Below are 24,277 nucleotides of genomic sequence, written 5' to 3' on the forward strand. Positions count from 1 at the left end.
TATCACCACCCCGACCTGCGTTTTCAGCCCTCGAACAGCGTCTCGCCGGGATAGCCGCCGGCGCCGAACCCGGGTGGGATCGCGAACACCGCCGAACCGATCGGGGTGATCCACGGGTTCAACGCGTCGTGGTCCGCCAGACGCTGCTGCACCGGCACGAACTGACGGTCGACGTCGGCCTGGTAAGCCGCGAAGAGCAGGCCCGCGCCGTCGGCGTCGTCGTAGTTGTAGCCGCGCCGCAGGAACTGCTCGTCCGCGTTGCGCGGCCGTGCCCGCGCCATGTGCGATTCCGGTGGGATCACCGGGATGCCGTACCGGTCGACCGCGTCGAAATCGGGATCATCGTGTTCGGCCGTGCCGGTGAGCGGCGCACCGTTCGACAACGTGCGCCCCACCGTGAGTTCCCTTGCCGGACGGTCCAATTCGTCCCAGGTGTCGAGTTCCATCCGGATCCGCCGCAACACCAGCGAGGAACCACCGGCCAGCCACGGGGGCGACCCCGGATTCCACACCCGGCCTTCGAATTCCGTGCTGCCCGCGGCGGGATTGACGGTGCCGTCGACCTGGCCCATGAGGTTGCGCATGCTCGCACCCTCGGGGCGGGTGCCGGGGGCGTGCCGGAAACCGCGCTGCACCCACCGCGCCGACACCTGCGAGCGCACCGTCCGGGTCAGCGTGCGCACCGCGTGCGCGACCGTAACGGGATCGTCGGCGCACACCTGGAGCATCAGATCGCCTCCGCTCCAACGGTCTTCGAGCCGGTCGATGCCGAACGCGGGCAACGGTCGCAGCCATTCGGGCCGAACCTTCTCCGCGTCGGCGGACGCGAACACCGCGGGACCGAACACCCCGGGGCCGAATCCGACCGTGACGGTCAGGTTCGCCGGGTCCTGCGCGAGTTCGGGTTCGGTGTCGCCGAGGCCCCCGGTGCCGGTGGTGAGCCGATACGAGTCCTGCGCCCAGACCTTCAGCACGCCGACGAGCGCGCGCCGATCGGTGCCGGGCAGCAGGTCCAGCGCCACGAACGACGCGAACGCCTGCGGTTCGGTCTCGATACCGGCCTGGTGGGTGCCGTGGAACCCGACGATGCGCGGGTCCTCGTCACGGGCCGTGACGCGGCCGATTCCGGCGGCGCCGAGCCCGACCACGCCGAGCGCGGCGGCGCCGCCCCCGAGCAGGCGCCGCCGGGTGAGCTCAGCCACCGTGGTTCGCCCCCTCCTCGGCGCTCGGCACGTAGTTCTCGCGCGCCCCGGCGAAATCGCGGACCTGCGAGGTGAAATCGATCGACGAACCGTCGCTGAAGGTCAAGGTGAACTCGATGTCGGTGCCGGGCGTGACGGGTTCGATCAGATCCATCAGCATCAGGTGATCGCCGCCGGGAGCGAGGCTGTGCCGGCTACCGGCGGCGACGGTCAGCCCGCCGTCCATCTCGCGCATCGCCATCGCGCCGTCGGCGGCGGGAGCCATCTCGTGCAGTTCGGTCCGACTCGAGACCGGACTCGAGACGGACACGATCTGGACGGCATGGTCGCCGGTGTTCTCCAGTTCGGCGAACGCACCGGTCATTCCGCTCTCGGCGGCCTTGGTCCACGCCGACGACACGACGATCGAGTCGGCCGCGGTCGCGGGGTCCTCGGATCCGCACCCGGCGGCGGCGAGCGCCGCCGCTGCGATCGCGGCGAACGCGAGGAACTTGGTCTTCTTCATGGGGGTCTCCCGTACAGGTCTGAGCGCACGCGGGCGCGCGATCGCCTCATGCGGGCGATCGTGAAAGGAAAGGAATCGGGGTCAGACCGTGACGGGTGGGCCGCGCGGGACGATGCCGGCGGACCGGGGAAGACCGCGCAGGACCGGCGGCCGGGGAGCAACGAGCACTGCGCCGGGCACGCGGAGTGGCGTGAACGGGGTCGGCGCGACGCGACGCAGCGCGGCGAGCACGAACCGGCATCCGCGTTCGGCGGCCACGACCAGCAGTGCCGCCACCGCGATCGCGACGGCGTGGCCGGCGATCATCGCGGGTCCGGGAACGTGGAAGTGGCCGGTGTCGAGGGAGAGCACGAGGTGCCCGAGCACCTGACCGGCGACGAGAATCGACGCGACGGGAAGCCGGGTGCCGGCGGCCACCACACCCACGGCGAGCGTCGTCGCGATCAACAGCGCGACCGCGCTCTGGGAGGGAGTACCGCCGCCGCCGAGTGCGTGCGCCGCAATGCTCACGGCTCCGGAAACGGCGCCGGTCAGCCCACCGCGCAGGCGCGCGACGAGGGCTTCGGCGGTACTCATGACGACAGGATACGACTTTCTACGACTGCCAGTAGTAGTGGTCCGCGGGAACTTGTCGACAGAGTGTCGATATGATTGCGACAAGACGTCGACAAACCGGCGCATCCCATCCGACCTCGCCTGCGAAGGACCCACATGTTCCTGACCCTGCGCGAACTGTGGTTCGCGCGCACCCGATTCCTCCTGATGGGTGCCGTCGTCGCACTCATCTCGATCTTGATGGTGATCCTCTCCGGCCTGTCCTCCGGCCTGGTCACCGACGGCGTCTCCGCGCTGCAACGCACGCCCGTACAGGCGTTCGCGTTCGCCGAAGGCACCAAGACCGACTCCGCGTTCTCCCGTTCCGTCGTCACCGACGAGCAGGTCGCCGCCTGGCGGGAACGACCCGACGTCGCGGAGGCCGCCCTGTTCGGCAACGCGATCGTCAACGCCAAGACCGGCGACGGGATCCCCGTCGACCTCACCCTCTTCGGCATCGAACCCGGCTCCTTCCTCGAACCGGCCGCGGCCGAGGGCAGCGCCCTCCAGCAGACCACCGACATCCTCGTCAGCGACAGCGCGCGCGACGCCGGCATCGAACTCGGTGACACGGTGGTCGTCGACCGTCTCGGCACCGAACTGACCGTCGTCGGGTTCACCTCCGACAAGCGCACCTTCGGGCACGTCGACGTCGCCTACGTGCCGCTGTCCACCTGGCAGGAGATCCACGCCGGCGTGAAGGTCGGCGAACAGCCGCAGCCGGACATCTACCGCGAGGCCAGCGTCGTCGCGTTGCAGGGCGTCAACGGCGGTCTGCCCGACCTCGCCGCCGGGGATGCCGCCGCGGGCACCGTGTCCAAGACGCTCGAGGAGTCGTTCGACTCGTCGCCGGGTTACTCCGCCGAGATGATGACCATGTCGATGATCAAGGCGTTCCTGTACGCGATCTCCGCCCTCGTCGTCGGCGCGTTCTTCAGCATCTGGACCGTGCAGCGCAGCCGCGAACTGTCGGTGCTGCGCGCGATGGGTGCGTCCACCGGCTTCCTGCTGCGCGACGGACTGCTGCAGGCCGTCGTCGTTCTCGTCGCCTCCGTCGCCCTCGGTGTGCTCATCGGTCTCGGGCTCGGTTCGGGCCTCGACGGCTCCGGCATGCCGTTCGCCCTCGAGAGCGGACCGATCGTGCAGGGTGCGGTGCTGCTCATCGTGCTCGGCCTCGTCGGAGCCGCCGTCGCCGTCGTCCGCGTCACCCGCGTCGACCCCCTCACCGCACTGGGAGAAAACCGTTGACCGCCGCCACCTCCACCCGCGCCGGGCTCGCCCTGACCGACACCTGCCTGAGCTTCGGCGACGGCGACAGCACCGTGCACGCACTCGACCACGTGACCCTCGAGGTCGCGGCCGGGGAACTCGTCGCGATCGTCGGCCCGTCCGGCGCCGGCAAGTCCAGCCTCCTCGCGGTCGCGGGCGGCCTCACCCGGCCGACCTCCGGAACCGTGACCGTCGACGGCGTCGACATCACGAACCTGAAGCCGCGCGAGCTCACCCGGCTGCGCCGCGATCGCATCGGGTTCGTGTTCCAGTCCGGGAACCTGATCCCGGCGCTCACGGCCCGCGACCAGCTCCGGCTCGTCGAGAAGATCACCGGACGCGAGGGCCGCGACCCCGACGAGCTGCTCGCATCCGTCGGCATGAGCCACCGCGCCGACCGCCGGCCGGGACAGTTGTCGGGCGGCGAACGTCAGCGCGTCGGTATCGCACGGGCGCTGATGGCCCGGCCGGCGCTGCTGCTCGTCGACGAACCGACGGCCGCGCTGGACCGCAAACGCAGCCACGAGGTCGTCGAACTGCTCGCCCGTGAAACCCACGAGGCGGGGGTCGCTACGATCATGGTCACCCACGACCACGACGTGCTCGACCACTGCGATCGGGTCCTCGAGATGGTCGACGGCGGGCTCGGACCACACGACTGACCCGCCGGGATACGAGAGGAGGGTCCGTGCCGAAGATCTCCGCGGCGACGGTCGTCGAGCACCGCGCCGCGCAGCGGCGGGCCCTCCTCGACGCCGCGCGCGACCTGCTCGCGGAAGCCCCGGACCGGGTCCCCTCCCTCGCCGACGTGGCCGTGCGGGCCGGTCTGGCCCGGTCCAGCGTGTACCACTACTTCGGTTCCCGCGACGATCTGTTGCGCGCCGTCGTCGAGGACATGTTCCCGCGCTGGAACGCCAAGATCGCCGCGGCGATGAACGCCGTCGACGATCCCGCGGAACGCGTGCTCGCCTACATCGAGGTGAACCTGCGGCTCGTCGCCGACGGCGAGCACGCCGTCATCGGTGTCCTCGCGACCTTCACCCCGCAGGCGTTCACCAACGAACGGATGCACGCGCTGCATCAGGAGCTGGTCCTCCCCCTGCTCGACGCGTTGCGCGAGCAGGGGCGGCCCGACCCGGAACTCACCGCGGAGTTCATCAACGCCCTCGTCTACAAGGGCACCGAACTGATCGAATCCGGCCGCAGCCTCGACGAGGTGCTGGACACCATCCGGAACCTGGCCGCGTTGGGATCGGAACGCACGAGCTTCTAATCGCTTCGTGTTTCACGTGAAACAGTGCGTTCGTTTCCGACGCGCTCGCGCACTGCCGGCGCAACCTCTCCGGCGAACCGTTCGAGGTCGGCAGCGGTATCCGAACCGAGGAGGAACGTGCTGGTGCCGTGGAGCAACGTCAGCTCCGCCAACTGCTCGGCCCACACCTCCGCAGGTCCGTGCAGGAACGTCCCGTCGGCGGTGTCGTCGAACCTCCCGGCGATGTTGTAGAGCCGCCGGATCGCCGCCGGATCACGCTCGGCCTCGGTCGCGGCCGCATCGACCTTCGCGGTCATCGTGCCGAGCGCGTCCGGGGCCGCCGCGAACGAACTCGGCAGCCAGCCGTCCGCGTACCGGCCGGTGACGGCCAGCATCCGGTCCCCGTACGCCCCGAGCCAGATCTCCGGCTCATGGGCGGCGCGCGGCCCCCGCTTCGCACCGTCCAGCCGGTAGTACGTGCCGTCGAGCCGCGCCGGCCCGGCGTCATCGGACCACAACGTCCGGATCACCGCGATCGCCTCGACGAGCGCATCGACCGACTCCCGGGGACTGCGCCGCGGCCCGCCGTTCGCGGCGACGGCGTCCCAGAACGCCCCGGCGCCCAGCCCCAGCTCGACGCGCCCACCGCTGAGCCGGTCGAGCGAGGCCGCGCTGCGGGCCAGGATCACCGGACCGCGCAGCGGCAGGTTCGCGACGTTCGGAGACAGGATCAGCGACTCCGTGCGGGCCGCGATCCAGGTCAACAGCGTCCAGGTGTCGAGGAACCGCGGCTGGTAGGGGTGGTCCTGGACGGTCACCAGATCCAGTCCTGCCCGTTCCGCGACGAGTGCGAGTTCGACGACTGCGTCCGGATCGGCGGCGGTCGGGGTGAGGGATACCCCGAATCGCAGTTCGTGTCCGTAGTCCGGCACGGTCAGGACTTCCAGGACTCGGGATCGACGCGGTGCCGGCTGACGATCGACACCCGGTTGAACGCATTCATCGCGATCGCGACCCACACGATCGCCGAGAACTGGTCGTCGGTCAGGTGCCTGCGAGCCGCCGCGTAGACACGATCCTGCTCGTCCGGCGACGGCAGATCCGTCACCGCTTCCGCCACCGCGAGCGCGGCCCGCTCGACGTCGCTGAACAGGTCGGTGTCCCGCCACGCCCGCAGCACCGCGATGCGTTGCGCTTTCTCACCGTCCTTCAGCGCCTCGCGGGTGTGCACGTCCAGGCAGTAGGCGCACCCGTTGATCTGCGAGACCCGCAGGTTCACCAGTTCGACGACCGTGCGGTCCAGACCGGCCTGCGCCACCGCGTCCCGCACCGCCACCGCGACGGCGACCTGTGCCCGGTACACCGGACGAGTCTGCTTGTCGATGGGGATGCGCTCGGTGCTCGCCACAGAACGATTGTCGGCCATCGGGGTCGACGCGGCCGGCCGATTCCGGAATCGGCCGGCCGCGCGCACGCGATCGGTGGCACGCTCTGAGCATGAGCAACACCGACGTCCATCCGGTCGAGACAACCTGCGAGACCGGTCCGTGTCCCCGTGACGAGGCAGGTCATCCCTACGTCGAGATCCTCACCGCCCGCGAGGTGCCGCTCGGCGGTCCCCGCGCGATGCCGGTCCGGCGCACCCTCCCCCAGCGGCAACGCTCCCTCATCGGCGCGTGGTGCTTCGCCGACCACTACGGTCCCGACGACGTCGCCGCCACGGGCGGGATGGACGTGGCGCCCCACCCGCACACCGGACTGCAGACGGTGAGCTGGCTGTTCACCGGCGAGATCGAACACCGCGACAGTCACGGCGTGCACGCGTTCGTCCGGCCCGGCGAGGTCAATCTGATGACCGGTGGCCACGGCATCTGCCACTCCGAGGTGTCCACCCCTGACACCACGACGCTGCACGGTGTCCAGCTGTGGGTCGCGCTGCCGGACAGCGCCCGCGACGCACCCCGCAACTTCCAGCACCACGCGCCCGCGACCACCTACCTCGACGGCGGTTCCGCGAAGGTCTTCCTGGGCTCGCTCGCGGGCAGCACGTCGCCGGTGGAGACGTTCACGCCGCTGCTCGGCGCCGAGATCACCCTCGACGCCAACGCCGAACTGCACCTCGACGTCGACGCGTCCTTCGAGCACGGTGTCCTCGTCGACACCGGCACCGTCCGTCTCGCCCGCACGGAGCTGTCGCGCGGCACGCTCGGCTATGTGGGCACCGGCCTGACGTCGCTGACGCTCACGAACCTCACCGACTCCCCCGCCCGGGTCGTGCTGCTCGGCGGCACCCCGTTCGGCGAGGAGATCGTCATGTGGTGGAACTTCGTGGGCCGCAGCCACGACGAGATCGTCCGTTTCCGCGACGCCTGGGAGAGCGAATCCGATCGGTTCGGCCGGGTCGAGGGTTATCAGGGGAAGGTCGCGAGGCTGCCCGCGCCCGCGCTGCCGAACGCGCAGCTGCGTCCGCGCCGGAATCCGCTGTAGGGCCACAAGCAGAAAGGGCGCCTTCCCTGATCCGGGAAAGCGCCCTCTGCTGTGTCTTCGATTGTGGAGACTGTGTTTTCTATTGTGGAGCCTAGGAGATTCGAACTCCTGACATCTGCCTTGCAAAGGCAGCGCTCTACCAACTGAGCTAAGGCCCCGTCCGCCGTCAGCGGCTGGTGACCTCGTGCCATTCGTCTTCGCTCCGAAGCATCCGAGCGATTCCGATGGCCACCAGCACTGCAGCTCCCACGAATGCGAGAACCTTCATGCTGGCTGCCCTTCCGGCACGGGGAGTGGGCCTAGGAGGACTTGAACCTCCGACCTCTTCGTTATCAGCGAAGCGCTCTAACCGCCTGAGCTATAGGCCCTCGAACCGATTCGGAACACTACCCCACCGAACCGCGAACAACAAAATCGGTTCGGCGGGGCAGCGTTTTCCCAGGTCAGTCGGGGTCAGCGAGAGTGACCTGCACACCGCCGACCAGATCGGTGCAGAGGTTGTAGATGAACGCCCCGAGCGTTGCCATGGCCGTCAACAGGATCGTGTTGGCCAGGCCGATCACCGTGGCGTAGCCGAAGACCTGACCTGCGCTGATCAGGCCCCCACTACCGGATTCGGACACGATGTCGGTAAAAGCGCTGTTCAGGCGCTCCCACACGCCCATGCCGGCGAGGATGCCGTAGAGCAGACCCACCGCGACCATCCACACGAAGAAGAGTGAGAGGGAAATCACGGAGGAAATCTTGAGCATCGACCACGGATCGATGCGACGGACCTGAACGGTCGCGCGCAGCGGCTCCCCGGCCATCGGCACCGCCGCGGTCACAGCCGTGGCGGACGACGCGGCGGGAGCGCCCGCAGAGGCCTCCCCGGCCACCGGTGCCGAAGCCGGAAGCGGGTGCTTCACCGTCGACAGGTCCGGCAGGTCCTTCGCGAGGTCCTTACGTTCGATGTGCCGCGTCGGCCCGTCGATGATCGCCGACTTGGCCTTGACGGACGTCCGATCCGCACCGCCGGTCAGCGACGCCGCCGCGGTACCTGTCACGACGGGCCGTGTCGGAGGCGTCGGGGCACTCTGCGGCCGTGCGCTGGCGGGCTGGGCCGAGGCGCGCTGCGGAGCAGCGTTCCCGGTGACCGCCCGGTCGACGCCCTGACCACGACCCGGCAGGTTCGTCTGCGGAGTGTTCTGGTGCGCGGCCGGGGTCTGCTGTCCCCGCTGCCACGGCGGGACCTGACCGGCGGCAGCCGGGCGCTGGGCGCCGGACTGCGCGGGGTTCACGCCCTTGTCCGCGGCCGGACGGACGGTCGGTGTCGTCTGTGCGGTCGGATTCGGTGCGGGCTTGTCCGCAGCGCCCGCCGCAGGCTTGTCGGCACCGGCGGCCGGCTTGTCGGCACCCGTAGCGGGCTTGTCGGCACCGGTCGGGGGCGGATCCGACGGCTCGGACGGTTCCGGCTTCGCCGCAGCCTGGGCCGCCGGGCCTGCGGGGGCCTTCGGAGCGTCGGGCGACTTCGGAGCCGCCGGAGCCGATGCGGCCGACGGAGCCTCTGCCGACGACGGCTTCGCTGCGTCCGGCTTCACCGGCGCATTCGCCGTCTCCTGCCCATTAGGCCCCTTCGGTGCCGGCGACCCCTTGTCGGCACCGTTCGGTCCTTGGGGAGTGCTCACTTACGACTCCTTCGCATCTGATGTGGCGCCCTCCTCGGGCTCATCGGCGTTGCGTGCGATCGCCAGCAACGTGTCGCCCTCGGCCAGGTTCATCAACCGGACGCCCTTCGTCTGGCGGCCGGCCTTGCGCACCTGCTTGGCGGCGGTACGGATGACCCCACCACCGGAGGTGATCGCGTAGAGCTCGTCGTCATCGTCCACGATGAGCGCTCCGACCAGGGTGCCACGCTTGCGGTCGTACTGGATCGTCAAGACACCCTTACCGCCACGGCCCTGGACCGGGTAGTCCTCCATCGGCGTGCGCTTGGAGTAGCCACCGGACGTCGCGACCAGCAGATACGTTCCCTCGCGGACCACGTTGAGGGACAGCAGCTTGTCGTCGCCGTTGAACCGCATGCCCTGCACACCGGACGTCGCGCGGCCCATCGGCCGCAGCGCCTCGTCCGTCGCCGAGAACCGGATCGACTGGCCCTGCTCCGACACGAGCAGCAGGTCGTCGTCGGCGGAGCACAGCACCGCACCGACGAGTTCGTCCTCGTCGCGCAGGTTGATCGCGACGATGCCGCCGGACCGGTTGGAGTCGAAGTCCGCGAGCCGCGACTTCTTGACCAGGCCGTTGCGGGTGGCGAGCACCAGGTACGGCGCGTCCTCGTACGACTTGATCCGGATCACGCCCTGGATCCGCTCGTCCGGCTGGAACGCCAGCAGGTTCGCGACGTGCTGGCCGCGCGCGGTGCGGTTGGCCTCGGGCAGCTCGTACGCCTTGGCCCGGTAGACGCGGCCCTTGGTGGTGAAGAACAGCAGCCAGTCGTGCGTCGACGTCACGAAGAAGTTCTTCACGATGTCGTCCTGCTTGAGCTCGGCGCCCTTGACACCCTTGCCGCCGCGCTTCTGCGACCGGTACAGATCGGTCTTCGTCCGCTTGGCGTAGCCGGTCTCGGTGATCGTGACGACGACGTCCTCGCGGGCGATGAGATCCTCGTCGGACACCTCGCCGTCGGACGCGATGATCTTGGTGCGTCGCTCGTCGCCGTACTTGTCGACGACTTCCTTCAGCTCGTCACGGACGATCGCGCGCTGCCGTTCCGGCTTCGCCAGGATGTCCTTGTAGTCGTCGATCTCGCGCTCGATCTCGGCCAGTTCGTCGATGATCTTCTGACGCTCGAGGGCGGCGAGGCGGCGCAACTGCATCGCGAGGATCGCGTCGGCCTGGATCTCGTCGACTGTGAGCAGGTCCATCAGGCCCGTGCGGGCGATGTCGACCGTCTGCGAACGACGGATGAGGGCGATGACCTCGTCGAGCGCATCGAGCGCCTTGACCAGGCCGCGCAGGATGTGGGCACGTTCCTCGGCCTTGCGCAGCAGGTACCGGGTCCTGCGGACGATGACCTCGATCTGGTGGTTGACGTAGTACCGGATCATCTGGTCGAGGCGCAGTGTGCGCGGCACCCCGTCGACGATCGAGAGCATGTTGCAGCCGAAGCTGGTCTGCAGCTGCGTGTGCTTGTACAGGTTGTTGAGCACGACCTTCGCGACCGCGTCGCGGCGGACCGTGATCACGATGCGCATACCGACGCGATCGGAGGACTCGTCGTGGATCTCGGAGATGCCGGCGATCTTGCCGTCCCGGACCTGCGTCGCGATGGACGTGATCAGGTTGTCCGGGTTCACCTGGTACGGCAGTTCGGTGACGACGATCGTGGTGCGCCCCTTGGCGTCCTCCTCGATCTCGACGACCGCGCGCATCCGCACCGAACCGCGACCGGTGGTGTACGCGTCGTGGATGCCCTGGCTGCCCACGATCAGACCCGCCGTGGGGAAGTCCGGGCCCTTGATGCGTTCCATCACGGCCGCGAGTGTGGTCTGCTCGTCCGCCTCGAAGTTCTCGAGCGCCCAGTAGATCGCCTCGGCGACCTCGTTGAGGTTGTGCGGCGGAATGTTCGTCGCCATACCGACGGCGATGCCGTTGGACCCGTTGATCAACAGGTTGGGGATACGGCTGGGGAGAACCGTCGGTTCCTGCGTGCGGCCGTCGTAGTTCGGCTGGAAATCGACCGTCTCGTGGTCGATTTCGCGCAGCATCTCCATCGCGAGCGGCGTGAGGCGGCACTCGGTGTACCGCATCGCGGCGGCACCGTCGTTGCCGGGGGAACCGAAGTTGCCCTGACCGTCGACGAGCGGGTACCGCATCGACCACGGCTGGGCGAGACGCACGAGCGCGTCGTAGATGGAGGAGTCGCCGTGCGGGTGGTAGTTGCCCATCGTCTCGGCAACGGCGCGGGCCGACTTCACGTAACCGCGGTCCGGGCGGAAACCGTTGTCGTACATGGCGTACAGGACGCGGCGATGCACCGGCTTGAGGCCGTCGCGCACATCGGGCAGCGCGCGGCCCACGATCACGCTCATCGCGTAATCGATGTAGCTGCTCTGCATCTCCTGCTGGATGTCGACGGGCTCGATGCGGTCGTGCCCCGGCCCCTCCGGCGGCAACGTGGTGTCGGTCATGAGCTCCTTCTTCTACTCGGCTCGAACGTCTACCCGGAACCGTCGCCCGGTGGACGTCTCGCAACCACCCGAGTCTATAGGTGCAGGTCAGCGAACACCCAGAAGGACGGCACTTTCCTTCCATCACGTTGCACACAGGACGGTCGTGCCGGCGGGGAGGGCCGGGACCGGTCTAACCGAGCCGCGCGCCCTCGTCGTTTCCGCCCTGTTCGGCGACCCACTGATCGACTTCCCGTTCGAGTTGCGCCGCAACACGATCCGGGTCCATGAGGGTCAGCACGATGGGCAGGGTGATGACCACCGTGCCCACGACGAACACCGCGAACAACACCGAGAAGAGCTCGATCCCACCGGGCATCGCGATCGAGGAGTCCGGTGTCACCTCCACCGACGCCATCCCGAGGAAGTAGACACCGAGGACGGCCGCGCCCGTCACGACACTTCCACAGATGCGCAAGAGCGTGCGGTCCGCGACCTCCACGAGCCACAGGAAGGAGAACGCCACGACCAGCGACACCGCCGCGGTCGCGATGACGAACGGGGTGTCGAAGGTGAACGTGCCCTGCAGCCGCACGGACCACATGAGGGACAGGAACACCACGCAGATCCCGGCGCCGAACAGCACCCCACCGGCGAGCAACCGGCCGGGTGAATGCCCGTCGCGGCTGATCGAGACGACCAGCGCGACGAACGAGCTCACCAGCGCCACCGCCAGCGAGAACGCGATGGTCACCAGATCGTGGCGCACGATGCTGTCGGTGACCCCGAATCCCGCGACGGCGAGAAGCAGGGCGAGCCACGTCCCCACTCCCCCCGCGCACGCGGCCGCCAGCAGCATCCACAACAGCCCTTGCCGATCGGTGGTGGCGAATCGTGCCTTCCTGGCGCTCACGAGGCCGACCAGCAGACCGATCGACGACGTCGCGAACGCCAGGACCACCACCCATGCCCCCATCGAGAAGAGCTGGATGTCGGCGTCCACTACCGGGCCACCGGCTGGTGCAACTTCCTCAGTGCATATTCGGTGACGGTCACCAGAGCGGACTTCGCCGATTCGCGGGCCCGGGCGTCGATCGAGACGATCGGGACCTCCGCCGAGACGGCCAGCGCCTGCCGGATGTCCTCCACGGGGTAACGAGGCGCATCGTCGAACTCGTTGATCGCGACGATGAACGGGAGGTTCCGCGCCTCGAAGAAGTCGACGGCGGCGAAGCTCTCGTCCAGGCGACGGGTGTCGATCAGCACGATCGCCCCGATGGCACCGCGGATGAGGTCGTCCCACATGAACCAGAACCGATGCTGTCCCGGCGTACCGAACAGGTACAGCACGAGATCCTCGGCCAGGCTGATACGACCGAAGTCCATGGCGACGGTCGTCGTGGCCTTCTGGGGCGTAGCGCTCAAGTTGTCCACGCCGTCGCTGGCGTTGGTCACCAAGGCTTCCGTGCGCAGCGGGACGATCTCCGACACTGCCCCCACCAACGTGGTCTTTCCGACACCGAAGCCGCCGGCGATCACGATTTTGGTCGAGGTCACCCGCTTGGGGTCGTTAGAGTTCGCGAAGTCCACTGAGGACCCTTTCAATCAGCTCACGACGCTCCGCGTCGCTCGAATCGTCTTTGAGCGTGGCCAAGATCTGGACGTGTCCGGCCTCGACGAGATCCGCGACGAGGACGCGTGCCACCCCGATTGGCACACCCACCCGAGCAGCGATCTCGGCTACCGACGGGGACTCCTTGCACAACTCCAAAATGGTGGCGTTGATGTTGTCCAGGTCCCGGGCCCGATCGTCGGTGCCCGGGATCGCCTGGATCAACGCCTCCAACGCCAGTTCGACTGCGGGGTTCGTTCGCCCCGAAGTCAGCGAGTACGGGCGGACCAGACTGGGTTGGTCCGGCACCGACTCAGGTTTGCGCGATTCCATGGCCACCTCGACGTCAGGACCCCTGGCCGACCCGCGGGGTCGCCTCGACCGACGCTCCCACGCGGTCGACCAGGAGTGCCATCTCGTAACCGACCTGTCCGATGTCGCATTCCGAGGCGGTCAGGGCGGCCAGGTGAGAGCCGTCGCCGACGCTCATGAGCAGCAGGTAACCGTGCTGCATCTCCACGACGGACTGCAGCACGCCGCCGCCGTCGAAGAGCTGCGAAACACCGTTGGACAGGCTGGCGAGACCGGACGTCACCGCAGCGAGCTGCTCGGCGCGGTCGACCGGAAGGTGTGCGCTGGCGGCCATGAGCAAGCCGTCGGCGGACACGAGCACGGCGTGGGAAACACCGGGAACCTCGCGCGCGAAGTTCGATACCAACCAGTCCAAAGGACGAGTTACATCGGATCCGTGGTCAATATTCATCGAACTCCCTGTTCGTTGTTCTCACGTGTGGTCGCGTTCACCGTAGACCGGCCGTTGCGGACACCCTGCTGGTGACGGCTGAGGTTCGCCCGGATGGCTTCCGGATCGCGCCGTCGGATCGTCGGCCGTTCCACGGGTGCCACGGGTTCGACCGCACCCGGCACCAGACGGTGACCGGGGGCGCGACGAGGCAGACCTGCAGTGGTGTGGTCCTCCACAGGAACCTCGGCCGCGCGCTGCGCTGCTTCCCATCCTGCATCGGCCGCCGACGTCCATTCCCGCTTGCGCCGATCCTCCGGCAGGCTGGTCGGGTCGACGAGCCAGTCGGACATCACGTCGTTGAAGATCGGCGGTGCTGCGGCCTGGCGGCGGAGGGCTCCGGTTTCGCCCCGAGGCTGGAAGAACGAGGCGGTCTTCGCCGAGTTCGTCCGGTACCGGTGCCGTGCGGCCTGGCTGGCCTCACTGTGCGGCGAAACCGAGTCGCCGTTGGCGATGCTCGGCGCAGTCTGCGCGGGCGCAGCGGAAGCTGCGGCTCCGACGGTCGCGGCCGGCTGCGGTGCATCCGACTGCGCGGGCCGCTGCGGCAGGCCCGGGGTGGCACCCGGCTGACGCTGCGGCAGACCGGGAGTCGAGGCCGGCTGACGCTGCGGCAGGCCGTTGACCTGCGCCGGGGTTGCCGTCTCGACCGGAGCTTCGGCGACCGGTTCAGGCCGCCGCGCCGGCTGCTGGGCGTGACGCTGCGGCAGACCCGGCGTCGAGCCCGGCTGACGCTGCGGCAGACCCGGCGTCGAGCCCGGCTGACGCTGCGGCAGACCCGTGACGGGTCCACCGACCGGCGCGAGCGGTGCAACCGGCGCGATCGGCTCGGAAGGCGCCGGAGCACTCACACCGGAACCTGCCGGAGCGGGAGTCAGACCGGGCGTGGCACCGGGCTGACGCTGCGGCAGGCCCGGCGGGGGCGACTGACGCTGCGGAGCAGGCGACTGCGAGGCACCCGGCTGTGACGTCGAGGGCTGTGACGTCGAGGGCTGTGACGTCGAGGGCTGGGGCGCGGGCTGCTGGGCGTGACGCTGCGGCAGGCCCGGGGTGGCACCCGGCTGACGCTGCGGCAGACCACCCTCCTGCGGACGCTGCACCGGACCGGAGTCGACGCTCGGCGTGACCACCGTGCGTTCGGAATCCGACTCGACCGCAGGCCGCTGACGCGACGGAAGCGCGGAGGCCAGAGCCGCGGCAGCGTCGGGCTGCACCCGGGGCGTCGGCGTCGACGCGGCCGGAGGCGTAGCCGGCGACTGCGGGACCGGCAGACCGGGGGTCGCGCCGGGCTGGCGACGCGGAAGACCCGGGATCGCACCCGGCTCACGCTGCGGCAGACCCGGAGTCGCACCCGGCTCACGCTGCGGCAGACCGTCCACCGGCCGGCCGTTCGGCGCCCGGTGGTGGCCGTTGCGTTCCGGCAGCTGATGACCGTTCTGCTCCGGCTTCTGCAGCGACTGAGGCTGGGACACGGGCTGGACCGGTGTGACCGGAAGCTCGCCCGAGATCTCGGGACGGGCCTGACGCGGCACCTCCGGGATCTCGCCCGACTGGTAACCCGGCCGATCCTGCTGTGTCGCGGCCGGAAGCTGCGCCACCTCACGCTCCACGCGCGGCAATGCCGGCTGCTCCTGGGCATCGTTCGGCATGTCGGTGCCGCGCCAGGGCTGCGGACCGGTGTGGGACAGCGCGAGCGGCGAGACGAGCAGAACGTCCGGGATGTGCACGCTGGCAGTGATACCGGGGTTGCGTGCGGTGTCGAAGGTCGGACGCAACCGCACGGTGAGACCGTGCCGGTCCGCGAGCCGCGACACCACGAACAGACCCATGTGGCGGGCCGAGTCGGGACCGACCTCGCCGCCCTGCGACAGGCGGTGGTTGATCGCTTCGAGTTCCTCGGCGGGGATACCGATACCGCGGTCGGCGATCTCGACGAGCAGGCCACCGTCGACGGCGCGAGCGAAGCTGAACGTGACGTTGCTGTCCGGCGGCGACGCGCGCAGCGAGTTGTCGACGAGCTCGGCGAGCAGGTGGACGATGTCGGTCGCGACGGCGCCGCTGAGGGCACCGTCCGGCGTCGAACCGATCTGAACGCGCTGGTAGTCCTCGACTTCGGACATGGCCGCGCGGAGGATGTCGCCGAGCTGGACGGGCGCGGAGTGACCGCGACGCACCCGCGTACCGGAGAGAATCAGAAGGTTGTCGCCGTTGCGGCGCATGCGGGCCGCGAGGTGGTCCAGACGGAAGAGGCTCTCGAGTCGGCTCGGGTCCTTCTCCTCGAACTCGAGTCGTTCGATGAGGCCGAGCTGCTGCTCGACGAGCGACTTGCTTCGCCGGGCCAGCGTCTCGAACATCTCGTTGATCTGGAGGCGGAGGTGCGCCTGCTCACCGGCGAGACGCAGTGCCTGCCCGTGCATGTCGTCGACGGCGCGGGCGAGCTGGCCGATCTCCTCGGTGGTGTGCACCGGAACGCGGGTGAACTCGATGTCCTCGATGTTGTCGCCGAGCTTGATGCGGTCGACGGCTTCGGGCAGTTCCTGACGCGCGACCTTGAGTGCGCCGTAACGCAGCCGGCGGATCGGTCCGACGAGGGACCGCGACACGAGCAGCGCGAGCACGAGAGCGGCGAGCAGCGTCGCGAGAACGATCGCGGTGTCGCGCAGTGCGGCCGAGCGGGTTTCCGCGGCACGCTCTTCGACGGTGCTGGTGATGCCCTCGGTGGCCTGCTCGATCAGCGACCCGTAGATCTCGAGGCTTCGCATCATCGAGGTGCGCAGGTTCAACAGTGGCAGCGGACCGTCGCCGGCAGCGTCGACCATGTCGGAGCGGGTCTTCACCGCGGTGCGCAGTTCCTCGATCTGGCCGTCGGCCAGCGGGTAGGAACGCGCGAGCGTCTCGAGCATGGCGAGCTCGGCACCGGACGCGGAAACCAGCTGCGTGCCGGGCTGATCGGGATCCCGCAGGATCGAGACGATGCCCATCACCTGGTCGAACAGGTAACGCTGGGTGGCCCACGCGTCGACGAGGCGGGTGCCCTCGAGCAGCACCTCTTCGTCCTCGATCGGGTCGACGATCGCGCTCACGATGTTCGACATGTCGCTTCGCACTTCGGTGGTGCGCTGATTCAGGTCGGCGATCGGAACCTGGCCGGCCTTCATCTGGTCACGGAGTGCTTCGGCGCTCGCCAGCACGCGGGTGAGGTCCGCCGCGACGACCGGATCGAGCTCCGGATTCAGCGCGACGGTGCGGACCTGCTCGAGTGTTTCGTCGAGTCGAGCGACTTCTTCCGGCGTGCTCAGACCCGCCGCGGTGGTACCCGCGAGGGTACCGAGCGCGGTACCGAAGTCGACGAGATCAGGGACGTGCGCGACCTGATCGGCAGCCTGCGAGAAGTGAACAGCGTTGGTGAGCTCTTCCTGGATACGCAGACCACCGAGCACCATCGCCACCGTTACCGGAATGGCGAGTACTGCAGTGACCTTCCAGCGAAGACCCCACCCCTCGATGTTCCACCACCGCTGCCGGGGCGGCGAATCGTCACTCATGGATCAAGCTCTCCTTCCACCCCGATCACGACTCTGCACTGCACTCCACCCGACCCGATCCGACGACCGGGCGCGAAGCACCGCGTGGAAGCAGTCGAATGAGGCGTTCCTGGGTGAGGGCACCTTAGCGGGACATACAGGGAATACGGAAGAACTTTCCATTTCCCCCGGCACCGCCGTCCCCCGATCGACAATCGCGAACACACGATCGCAGCAGATAGTACTCACCGGTAATGTGCCCGCGCTATTACGTGCGCCACCGACACGCGAAAACGGCAGGGCAAAAGCTGTGATTTGCAACACAACTCGTGCCCTGCCGTCACACCGGCATCACACGTCGAGGAACCTGACGTCCTTCGCGTTCCGGGTGATGAAGCTCCGGCGAGCCTCGACGTCCTCGCCCATCAGCACGCTGAACAGCTCGTCTGCCGCGGCGGCGTCGTCGAGGCTGACCTGACGCAGGACCCGCACACTCGGGTCCATCGTGGTTTCCCACAGCTCGGTGGCATTCATCTCACCGAGACCCTTGTAGCGCTGGATGCCGTCGTCCTTGTTGATCTTCTTGCCGGCCTCGAGACCCGCCTTGAGCAGTCCGTCGCGCTCGCGGTCCGAGTAGGCGAACTCCGGCTCGGAACGCTGCCACTTGAGCTTGTACAGCGGCGGCTGAGCGAGATAGACGTGGCCGTTCTCGACGAGCGGGCGCATGAACCGGAACAACAGCGTCAGCAGCAGCGTCGCGATGTGCTGGCCGTCGACGTCGGCGTCGGCCATGAGCACGATCTTGTGATAGCGCAGCTTCGAGATGTCGAACTCGTCGTGGATGCCGGTGCCGAACGCCGTGATGATCGACTGGACCTCGGCGTTCTTGAGGACACGGTCGATGCGGGCCTTCTCGACGTTGATGATCTTGCCGCGGAGCGGCAGGATCGCCTGGTACATCGAATCGCGACCGGACTTGGCGGAACCACCTGCGGAGTCGCCCTCCACGATGTAGATCTCGCACTTGCTCGGGTCGTTGGACCGGCAGTCCGCGAGCTTGCCGGGCAGGCCGCCGAGGTCGGTGGCGCTCTTGCGGCGCACCAGCTCGCGGGCCTTGCGGGCCGCGACGCGGGCCTGCGCCGACGACACGGCCTTGGTCACGATCGTCTTCGCGTCCGCAGGGTTCGACTCGAGCCAGTGCGTCAGGTGCTCGTTGCACGCCTTCTGCACGAACGACTTGACCTCGGTGTTACCGAGCTTGGTCTTGGTCTGGCCCTCGAACTGCGGTTCCGAGACCTTCACCGAGATGATCGCCGCGAGGCCCTCGCGGATGTCGTCACCGGTGAGGTTCGGGTCCTTGTCCTTGAGGAGCTTCTTGTCCTTCGCGTACTTGTTGACCACGCTGGTCAGCGCCGCACGGAAGCCTTCCTCGTGCGTGCCGCCCTCGTGGGTGTTGATGGTGTTGGCGAAGGTGTGGACGGACTCGGAGTAGCCCGAGTTCCACTGCATCGCGATCTCGAGTTCGTGGCCGGTACCGCGCGCGGTGAAGCCCACGACCGAGTTGTGGATCGGCTGCTTGGTGCGGTTGATGTGGCGCACGTAGTCCTCGAGACCACCCGGGTAGTGGTAGACGCGGGACTTGACCTTGTGCGGCGCCTCCGGAGACTGCTCGGTCTCCTGCTCCTCGGCGGTCTTCGGCGCCTCGGCGAGTTCGCTGACGACCTCTTCGGTGACTTCCTCGGGGGCGACGCGCTCGTCGGTGAGCGTGATCGTGAGGCCCTTGTTGAGGAACGCCATCTCCTGGAGGCGGCGCGCGACGGTCTCGAAGTTGTAGGTCGTGGTTTCGAAGATCTCCGGATCCGCCCAGAATCGCACGGTGGTGCCGGTGGTCTTCCTCTCCTCACCCCGGATCAGCTCACCGGGCTTGGACGCGGTGTACGTCTGCTCCCAGTGGTAGCCGTCGACGTCGATCTCGACCTCGAGTTTCGTGGACAGCGCGTTGACGACGGAGATACCGACGCCGTGCAGACCACCGGAGACGGCGTAGGCGTCCGAATCGAACTTGCCGCCTGCGTGGAGCTGTGTCAGGACGACCTCGACGGTGGGGGCACCGGAGGCGTGCATTCCGACGGGGATGCCGCGGCCGTCGTCGACGACCTGGACGCCGCCGTCCTCGAGGAGGGTCACGTCGACCTTGGTCGCGTATCCGGCCATCGCCTCGTCGACGGAGTTGTCCACAACCTCCCAGATCAGGTGGTGCAGACCGCGTTCCCCGGTCGAGCCGATGTACATGCCGGGGCGCTTGCGCACCGCCTCGAGTCCCTCGAGAACGGTGATGGACGAAGCACCGTAGTCACTCTTGCTCTTGTTCGACTTCTGGGCAGCCACGGGTGGGTAGCTCTCCTTCTCCGCCTCGGCCTCGCGCGCGTTCGCGCCACGCATGTCCACCCATCCTACTTGCAGCGACGACAAGCGCCGGGGACGACACAGGACGGGCTTACCGCCCCGCTCATTGCCACGCAGCGGCGATCACGCGGCCCGTCGCATCAAATTTGCCGCGGAGACTCCCGCTCGGCCGTCTGCCGGACGAAGTTCCCGGTCAGGCGGGCCAGCTCGCCGGGGTGGGTCCGCGGCGACCAGTGTCCCGCATCGAGCCGTTCCCGGTGCAGGTTCGGCACCCACCGTTCGGTGTCCTCGTATCCCACGGGCCGCACCGCCCGGTCGCGGCCGGCCAGCACGAGCTGAACGGGCACGTCGGTGACGCGCTCCCGCGGCGAGTCCAGCCGACGCCGGATGTTGGCGCGGTAGAGCTTCAGGCCGTGCACCATGTCGTCGGCGAGGGTGGGCGCCGGCGACACGACGGACGGATCGGCGCGGTCGAACAGGCCGACGAAACGCGCCCAGTTCGGGGCGAGCACCCACCGCAGGACGGGGACCGGCACCCCGGGGAGCTGGAACGCCAGCGTGTACGCGGACGCGACGGCCTGGGCGAGCGGGCCGGCGAATCGGCCCGAGCGCAGGCTCCTGCGCATCCACAACCCCAGATGGTCCAGGTTCGGTCCGGACACCGAGGTGTAGGAGGCGATGCGGCCGGCCGCGCCGGGCTCCCACACCGCCTCCCAGCACACCACCGCACCCCAGTCGTGGCCGAGCAGGTGCACCGGTCCCCCGCCGACCGCGTCGACGACCGCGTTCAGATCCCGGACCAGTTCCCTGAGCCGGTAGTCCCGCACCCGCGGCGGAATACTCGAGGCTCCGGCACCGCGGTTGTCGTAGCGCACGACGCGGAATTCGTCGGTGAGCAGCGGCACGACGCGGTCCCACAGCGCGTGCGTGTCGGGCCAGCCGTGCACGAGCACGAGCGTCGGGCCGTGCGGATTCCCCTCGACGACGACCTCGAGACGGATCGAGTCGCGGGTGACGGTGAGTGTGGACACAGAAACCTCCCGAGTGACAGGAAGCGACGAAAACCGTTGAACAACAACAGTTTCCAGCGATCCGCCGATGGCCGTGCGAGACCCTTTCCGGCCTGGGCGAATTTAACGTAACACTCGGTTATAGATAAATCTACGGTTGCGGCTCAGCCGTACGTGTCGCGCGGTCCGCGACCGCGGATGTGCCGCTCGCCCTTGCGCCAGCTCGGCGCCGTCGGACCGGTGATCCGCAGTTCCTTGACCACCCCGTGCCCGACCGCCGCGGCGATCTTCGCGAGGATCTGCGCCTGCATCATCCGCAGCTGCGTCGCCCACGCCGTCGACTCCGCGGACACGTGCAGCACGCCCTCGCGCAACGTCGTCGGGGATGCGTGCGCGGCGATGTCGTCGCCCACCACACGCGCCCAGCTGCCCAGCACCGTGCCCTCCGACACGTGGCCGGACCATCCGCGCTGCTTCGCCAGGGCGTTCACGAGCGCACCGAACGGCTGCGGATCGCGCTCGTCGGGGCCGGGCCCGGACCATCCACGCCGACGACGACGCGGCCGCACCGGTCCCCGCGACGCACGCCCCTGCCCGACGGACTTGCCGCTGGCCTTGGCGGCCGCTCGAGCCTCCTCGAGAGCACGACGCGCAAGATCGATGCCCCGCAACGGTTCCTGTGGATCATCCTGTGGATGATGTGGAGAAACGCTTCCGTTCTCGTCGTTCACGGCCGCACCTCCTCGACCTCGGTTCGGGTCAGCACCGACAACCGGCCCCGCTCGGTGTCCTCGGCGCGCACCGAGAACCGGGTCCCCGCAAGCTCGGACGGCACGTCCTCCGGGACCGCCGCGGTGATCAGCACCTGCTCGGCCGACGCCGCGACCGCCGCGAGCGCGGTACGCCGCCGCCGGTCCAGCTCCGCGAACACGTCGTCGAGCATGAGCACCGGATCGGTGCCGTCGGACCGCAGCAACTCGAACGCACCGAGCCGCAACGCCAGCGCATACGACCACGATTCCCCATGGCTGGCATAGCCTTTCGCCGGCTGATCACCCAGCACCAACTCGAGTTCGTCGCGGTGCGGACCCACCAGGCAGACGCCCCGCTCGATCTCCCGGGTCCGGGCGGCGGCCAGCGCCGCGACGAACGCCGCCTCGATCGTCGCGCGGTCCCCGGGTTCGGGGCGGCGCGCCGGGTCCGCGAACTCCGGGGGAAGGGCGTCGCCGAGACTGCTGCGATAGCGCAGCAGCGCCGGTCGCGACTCCGGGGCGATCGAGCGGTACGCGGCGACCACGTGCGGCGCCAGATCGTGCAGCAGCGCGATACGCGCCGCAAGTAGTTCGGCACCGTGCGACGCCAGGTGCCCGTCCCACACGTCCAGCGTCGCCAGGGCCCCGGCACCGTCCGCCGAGCGGGCACCCCGGCGCAGGGCACCGCCGGCGGTCTTCAACAGCGCCGACCGCTGCCGCAGCACCTTGTCGTAGTCGGCACGAACGCCCCCCAGCCTGGGGGTACGGGTTGTGAGTAGTTCGTCGAGGAAGCGCCGGCGATCGCCGGGATCGCCGCGGACCAGCGACAGGTCCTCCGGGGCGAACAGCACGGTCCGGAGGATTCCGAGGATCTCCCGGGGCCGCCGCGTCGGCGACTGGTTGATCCGGGCGCGGTTGCTCTTGCCGTCGTTGATCTCGACGTCCAGGGCCAGTTCGCGGCCGGCGTTGACGACGTGTGCGCTCACCAGCGCCCGTGACGTGCCGGCGCGGAGCAGCGGCGCATCGCCGGACACGCGATGCGAGGTCAGGGTCGAGAGGTAACCCAGCGCCTCGAGCATGTTGGTCTTGCCGTGGCCGTTGCGCCCGAGCAGCACCGTCGGCCCCGGAACCAGGTTCACCGAGACGGCGTCCCAGGACCGGAAGTCGCGCAGTGAGAAGGTGCGAACGTACACGGGCCGCTCACCTCGTCCGTGCCGGTCAGCCCGGCAGACGCACGGGCATCAGCAGGTACGTGTAGTCGCTCTCCGGCGCGGCGAAGGTGCCCGACGCGTCCGGCTCCGGCTCCTCGTCGAGAGCCGGGCGCAGCACCGCCGGACGGCTCGACGTGGTGAAGCCGAACGAGACCTTCTCGGTGTGCAGCGAACCGAGCCCGTCGAGCAGGTAGCCGGGGTTGAACGCGATCACGAGCGGCTCGCCGTAGAACTCGGCCGGCAGCGATTCCTCGGCCCGGCCGGCGTCGTCGCCACCGGCCGACAGCAGCAGGCCACCGTCGGCGAACTCGAGTCGCACCTGGGCACCGCGCTCGGCGACCAGCGCGACACGCTTGATCGCGTCGACGAGCGGCGCGATCTCGACGGTCGCCATCGCGGTGTGCTCGGTCGGCAGCAGCTGACGGAACTTGGGGAATTCGGCGTCGAGCAGGCGCGTGGTGGTGCGGCGGCCGTCGGCGACGATGCCCAGGAGCCCGTCCGCACCGACCGCGGATCCGCTGCCCAGCGCGAGCTGGACGGGCGAATTACCGGAACCACCAACGGTTTTTGCCGCCTCGGAGAGAGTCTTGGCGGGAACCAGCACCGCCGAGCTGGTGGATTCCGCGGTGGGCATCCACTCGACCTTGCGCACCGCGAGACGGAACCGGTCCGTGGCCGCGAGGACCATGTCGGTGCCGTCGATCTCGACGCGGATGCCGGTGAGCATCGGCAGCGTGTCGTCCTTGCCGGCCGCGACCGCGACCTGACTGATCGCTTCGGAGAACACGTCGACGGGCAGCGACCCGGTCTGCTGCGGCAGCTCCGGCAGCTGCGGGTAGTCCTCGACGGGCATCGTCGGCAGCGAGAACTTCGCGCTGCCGCAGTTGATGAGCACGCGGGTGCCGTCGAGCACGACGTCGACGGGCTTGTTCGGCAGCGCGCGGGTGATGTCCGCGAGCAGCTTGCCGGACACCAGCACCTGACCGGGCGTGATCACCTCGGCCGAGACGTGCACCTGCGCGGAGACCTCGTAGTCGAAACCGGAGACGGTCAGGCCCTGCTCGTCGGCCGCGAGCAGTACCCCGCCGAGGACCGGGACCGGAGGACGCGACGGGAGGCTGCGAGCCACCCAAGCGACAGAGTCGGCGAAGTCCTCGCGAGCAACACGAAACTTCATGGTTCCAAGCTCCATCTGCCGGTGGATCCTCTCGTCCGAGCTGACGTGCTCCAGTGCACGTCGGGGGGCTGCCAAGTCCTTAGAAGTCTGACACAGGGCCCCGACACCGAAAGGTGGCATCGGGGACGTCGCTCCACGGTATGCCTTCGACTGCGGCTTGGAAAGCCGAGGGCTCGAGCGAGTCGGCGCTCTCGAGAGGCCTGTGGACTCGAGTGCTCCACACCCCCTGTTTTCAAAGAGTTTTTCTTGAAAGAAACTCAAAAGCAGTAATAGGGGGTGTGGAATCTGTGGAGTAACGACCGTCTACGCTGGTGACGCGCGGTCCG

Annotated in this window: 21 protein-coding genes and 2 tRNA genes; 4 read left to right on the forward strand and 19 right to left on the reverse strand. The window is 68.8% G+C overall.

Annotated elements, in window-relative coordinates:
* Positions 1–23: 23 nt before the first annotated feature.
* The 3 genes from ACWDUD_RS17275 to ACWDUD_RS17285 all read right to left on the reverse strand — a co-directional run bounded on the left by ACWDUD_RS17275 (position 24) and on the right by ACWDUD_RS17285 (position 2,283).
* Positions 24–1,202: a Dyp-type peroxidase gene (locus ACWDUD_RS17275; RefSeq protein ID WP_450110089.1), complete on the reverse strand. Its 1,179-nt coding sequence runs from the start codon at positions 1,200–1,202 to the stop codon at positions 24–26.
* Positions 1,195–1,707 carry a copper chaperone PCu(A)C gene (locus ACWDUD_RS17280; protein WP_450110090.1) on the reverse strand — a complete coding sequence of 171 codons (513 nt, stop codon included), beginning with the start codon at positions 1,705–1,707 and terminating at the stop codon, positions 1,195–1,197. Before ACWDUD_RS17280 ends, ACWDUD_RS17275 begins: the two co-directional genes overlap by 8 nt.
* 81 nt (positions 1,708–1,788) lie before the next feature.
* Positions 1,789–2,283: a hypothetical protein gene (locus ACWDUD_RS17285; RefSeq protein WP_450110091.1), complete on the reverse strand. Its 495-nt coding sequence runs from the start codon at positions 2,281–2,283 to the stop codon at positions 1,789–1,791.
* 135 nt (positions 2,284–2,418) lie between these two features.
* Here ACWDUD_RS17285 and ACWDUD_RS17290 point away from each other — a divergent pair, with 135 nt between their 5' ends.
* The 3 genes from ACWDUD_RS17290 to ACWDUD_RS17300 are packed head-to-tail and all read left to right on the forward strand — an operon-like array spanning position 2,419 to position 4,843.
* The gene (locus tag ACWDUD_RS17290) at positions 2,419–3,549 is read left to right on the forward strand and encodes an FtsX-like permease family protein (RefSeq protein ID WP_450110092.1); all 1,131 of its coding nucleotides are present in this window, start codon (positions 2,419–2,421) and stop codon (positions 3,547–3,549) included.
* On the forward strand, positions 3,546–4,232 hold the full coding sequence (locus tag ACWDUD_RS17295; RefSeq protein ID WP_197257120.1) for an ABC transporter ATP-binding protein: 687 nt from the start codon (positions 3,546–3,548) through the stop codon (positions 4,230–4,232). Before ACWDUD_RS17290 ends, ACWDUD_RS17295 begins: the two co-directional genes overlap by 4 nt.
* 26 nt (positions 4,233–4,258) lie before the next feature.
* Positions 4,259–4,843 (forward strand): TetR/AcrR family transcriptional regulator, encoded by a 585-nt coding sequence (locus ACWDUD_RS17300; protein ID WP_450110093.1) that lies wholly within the window; start codon positions 4,259–4,261, stop codon positions 4,841–4,843.
* Here the strand turns inward: ACWDUD_RS17300 and ACWDUD_RS17305 are convergent.
* Both ACWDUD_RS17305 and ACWDUD_RS17310 read right to left on the reverse strand, forming a co-directional pair.
* Positions 4,840–5,754 (reverse strand): LLM class flavin-dependent oxidoreductase, encoded by a 915-nt coding sequence (locus ACWDUD_RS17305; RefSeq protein WP_450110094.1) that lies wholly within the window; start codon positions 5,752–5,754, stop codon positions 4,840–4,842. The two genes, ACWDUD_RS17300 and ACWDUD_RS17305, sit on opposite strands and share 4 nt — an antisense overlap.
* A 2-nt stretch (positions 5,755–5,756) precedes the next feature.
* Positions 5,757–6,248 (reverse strand): carboxymuconolactone decarboxylase family protein, encoded by a 492-nt coding sequence (locus ACWDUD_RS17310; RefSeq protein ID WP_450110095.1) that lies wholly within the window; start codon positions 6,246–6,248, stop codon positions 5,757–5,759.
* A gap of 71 nt (positions 6,249–6,319) precedes the next feature.
* Here ACWDUD_RS17310 and ACWDUD_RS17315 point away from each other — a divergent pair, with 71 nt between their 5' ends.
* On the forward strand, positions 6,320–7,309 hold the full coding sequence (locus ACWDUD_RS17315) for a pirin family protein (RefSeq protein ID WP_450110096.1): 990 nt from the start codon (positions 6,320–6,322) through the stop codon (positions 7,307–7,309).
* Positions 7,310–7,394: 85 nt separating this feature from the next.
* Here the strand turns inward: ACWDUD_RS17315 and ACWDUD_RS17320 are convergent.
* From ACWDUD_RS17320 to dnaN, 14 genes are all read right to left on the reverse strand, one after another.
* Positions 7,395–7,467, reverse strand: a tRNA-Ala gene (locus ACWDUD_RS17320).
* 136 nt (positions 7,468–7,603) lie between these two features.
* Positions 7,604–7,677: transfer RNA gene (locus ACWDUD_RS17325), tRNA-Ile, on the reverse strand.
* A 75-nt stretch (positions 7,678–7,752) separates the two neighbouring features.
* The gene (locus ACWDUD_RS17330) at positions 7,753–8,976 is read right to left on the reverse strand and encodes a DUF3566 domain-containing protein (protein ID WP_450110097.1); all 1,224 of its coding nucleotides are present in this window, start codon (positions 8,974–8,976) and stop codon (positions 7,753–7,755) included.
* Entirely contained in the window at positions 8,977–11,481 is a 2,505-nt protein-coding gene (gene gyrA / locus ACWDUD_RS17335) for a DNA gyrase subunit A (protein ID WP_197257110.1), read from the reverse strand.
* Positions 11,482–11,653: 172 nt separating this feature from the next.
* Complete coding sequence (locus tag ACWDUD_RS17340; RefSeq protein WP_197257108.1) at positions 11,654–12,463, reverse strand: MHYT domain-containing protein; 810 nt, start codon at positions 12,461–12,463, stop codon at positions 11,654–11,656.
* The gene (locus ACWDUD_RS17345; RefSeq protein WP_068159210.1) at positions 12,463–13,017 is read right to left on the reverse strand and encodes a GTP-binding protein; all 555 of its coding nucleotides are present in this window, start codon (positions 13,015–13,017) and stop codon (positions 12,463–12,465) included. Before ACWDUD_RS17345 ends, ACWDUD_RS17340 begins: the two co-directional genes overlap by 1 nt.
* Before the next feature lie 13 nt (positions 13,018–13,030).
* A complete protein-coding gene (locus ACWDUD_RS17350; protein WP_072808921.1) occupies positions 13,031–13,405 on the reverse strand; it encodes a DUF742 domain-containing protein in 375 nt (124 codons plus the stop codon).
* 13 nt (positions 13,406–13,418) lie between these two features.
* Positions 13,419–13,835 carry a roadblock/LC7 domain-containing protein gene (locus ACWDUD_RS17355; RefSeq protein ID WP_068159208.1) on the reverse strand — a complete coding sequence of 139 codons (417 nt, stop codon included), beginning with the start codon at positions 13,833–13,835 and terminating at the stop codon, positions 13,419–13,421.
* Positions 13,832–17,416, reverse strand: coding sequence for an ATP-binding protein (locus ACWDUD_RS17360; protein ID WP_450110098.1), 3,585 nt, complete (start codon positions 17,414–17,416; stop codon positions 13,832–13,834). The genes ACWDUD_RS17355 and ACWDUD_RS17360 overlap by 4 nt, the downstream gene beginning before the upstream one ends.
* A 330-nt stretch (positions 17,417–17,746) precedes the next feature.
* Positions 17,747–19,783, reverse strand: a complete 2,037-nt coding sequence (gyrB, locus tag ACWDUD_RS17365; RefSeq protein WP_450110124.1) for a DNA topoisomerase (ATP-hydrolyzing) subunit B — start codon at positions 19,781–19,783, stop codon at positions 17,747–17,749.
* A gap of 158 nt (positions 19,784–19,941) precedes the next feature.
* A complete protein-coding gene (locus ACWDUD_RS17370) occupies positions 19,942–20,832 on the reverse strand; it encodes an alpha/beta fold hydrolase (RefSeq protein ID WP_450110099.1) in 891 nt (296 codons plus the stop codon).
* A 143-nt stretch (positions 20,833–20,975) separates the two neighbouring features.
* Positions 20,976–21,542 carry a DUF721 family protein gene (locus tag ACWDUD_RS17375; RefSeq protein WP_197257105.1) on the reverse strand — a complete coding sequence of 189 codons (567 nt, stop codon included), beginning with the start codon at positions 21,540–21,542 and terminating at the stop codon, positions 20,976–20,978.
* The gene (recF, locus tag ACWDUD_RS17380) at positions 21,539–22,756 is read right to left on the reverse strand and encodes a DNA replication/repair protein RecF (protein WP_450110100.1); all 1,218 of its coding nucleotides are present in this window, start codon (positions 22,754–22,756) and stop codon (positions 21,539–21,541) included. The genes ACWDUD_RS17375 and recF overlap by 4 nt, the downstream gene beginning before the upstream one ends.
* Positions 22,757–22,781: 25 nt before the next feature.
* Complete coding sequence (gene dnaN / locus ACWDUD_RS17385) at positions 22,782–23,966, reverse strand: DNA polymerase III subunit beta (protein ID WP_197257103.1); 1,185 nt, start codon at positions 23,964–23,966, stop codon at positions 22,782–22,784.
* Positions 23,967–24,277: the final 311 nt, after the last annotated feature.

This window comes from Rhodococcus sp. NPDC003382, from assembly GCF_053589135.1.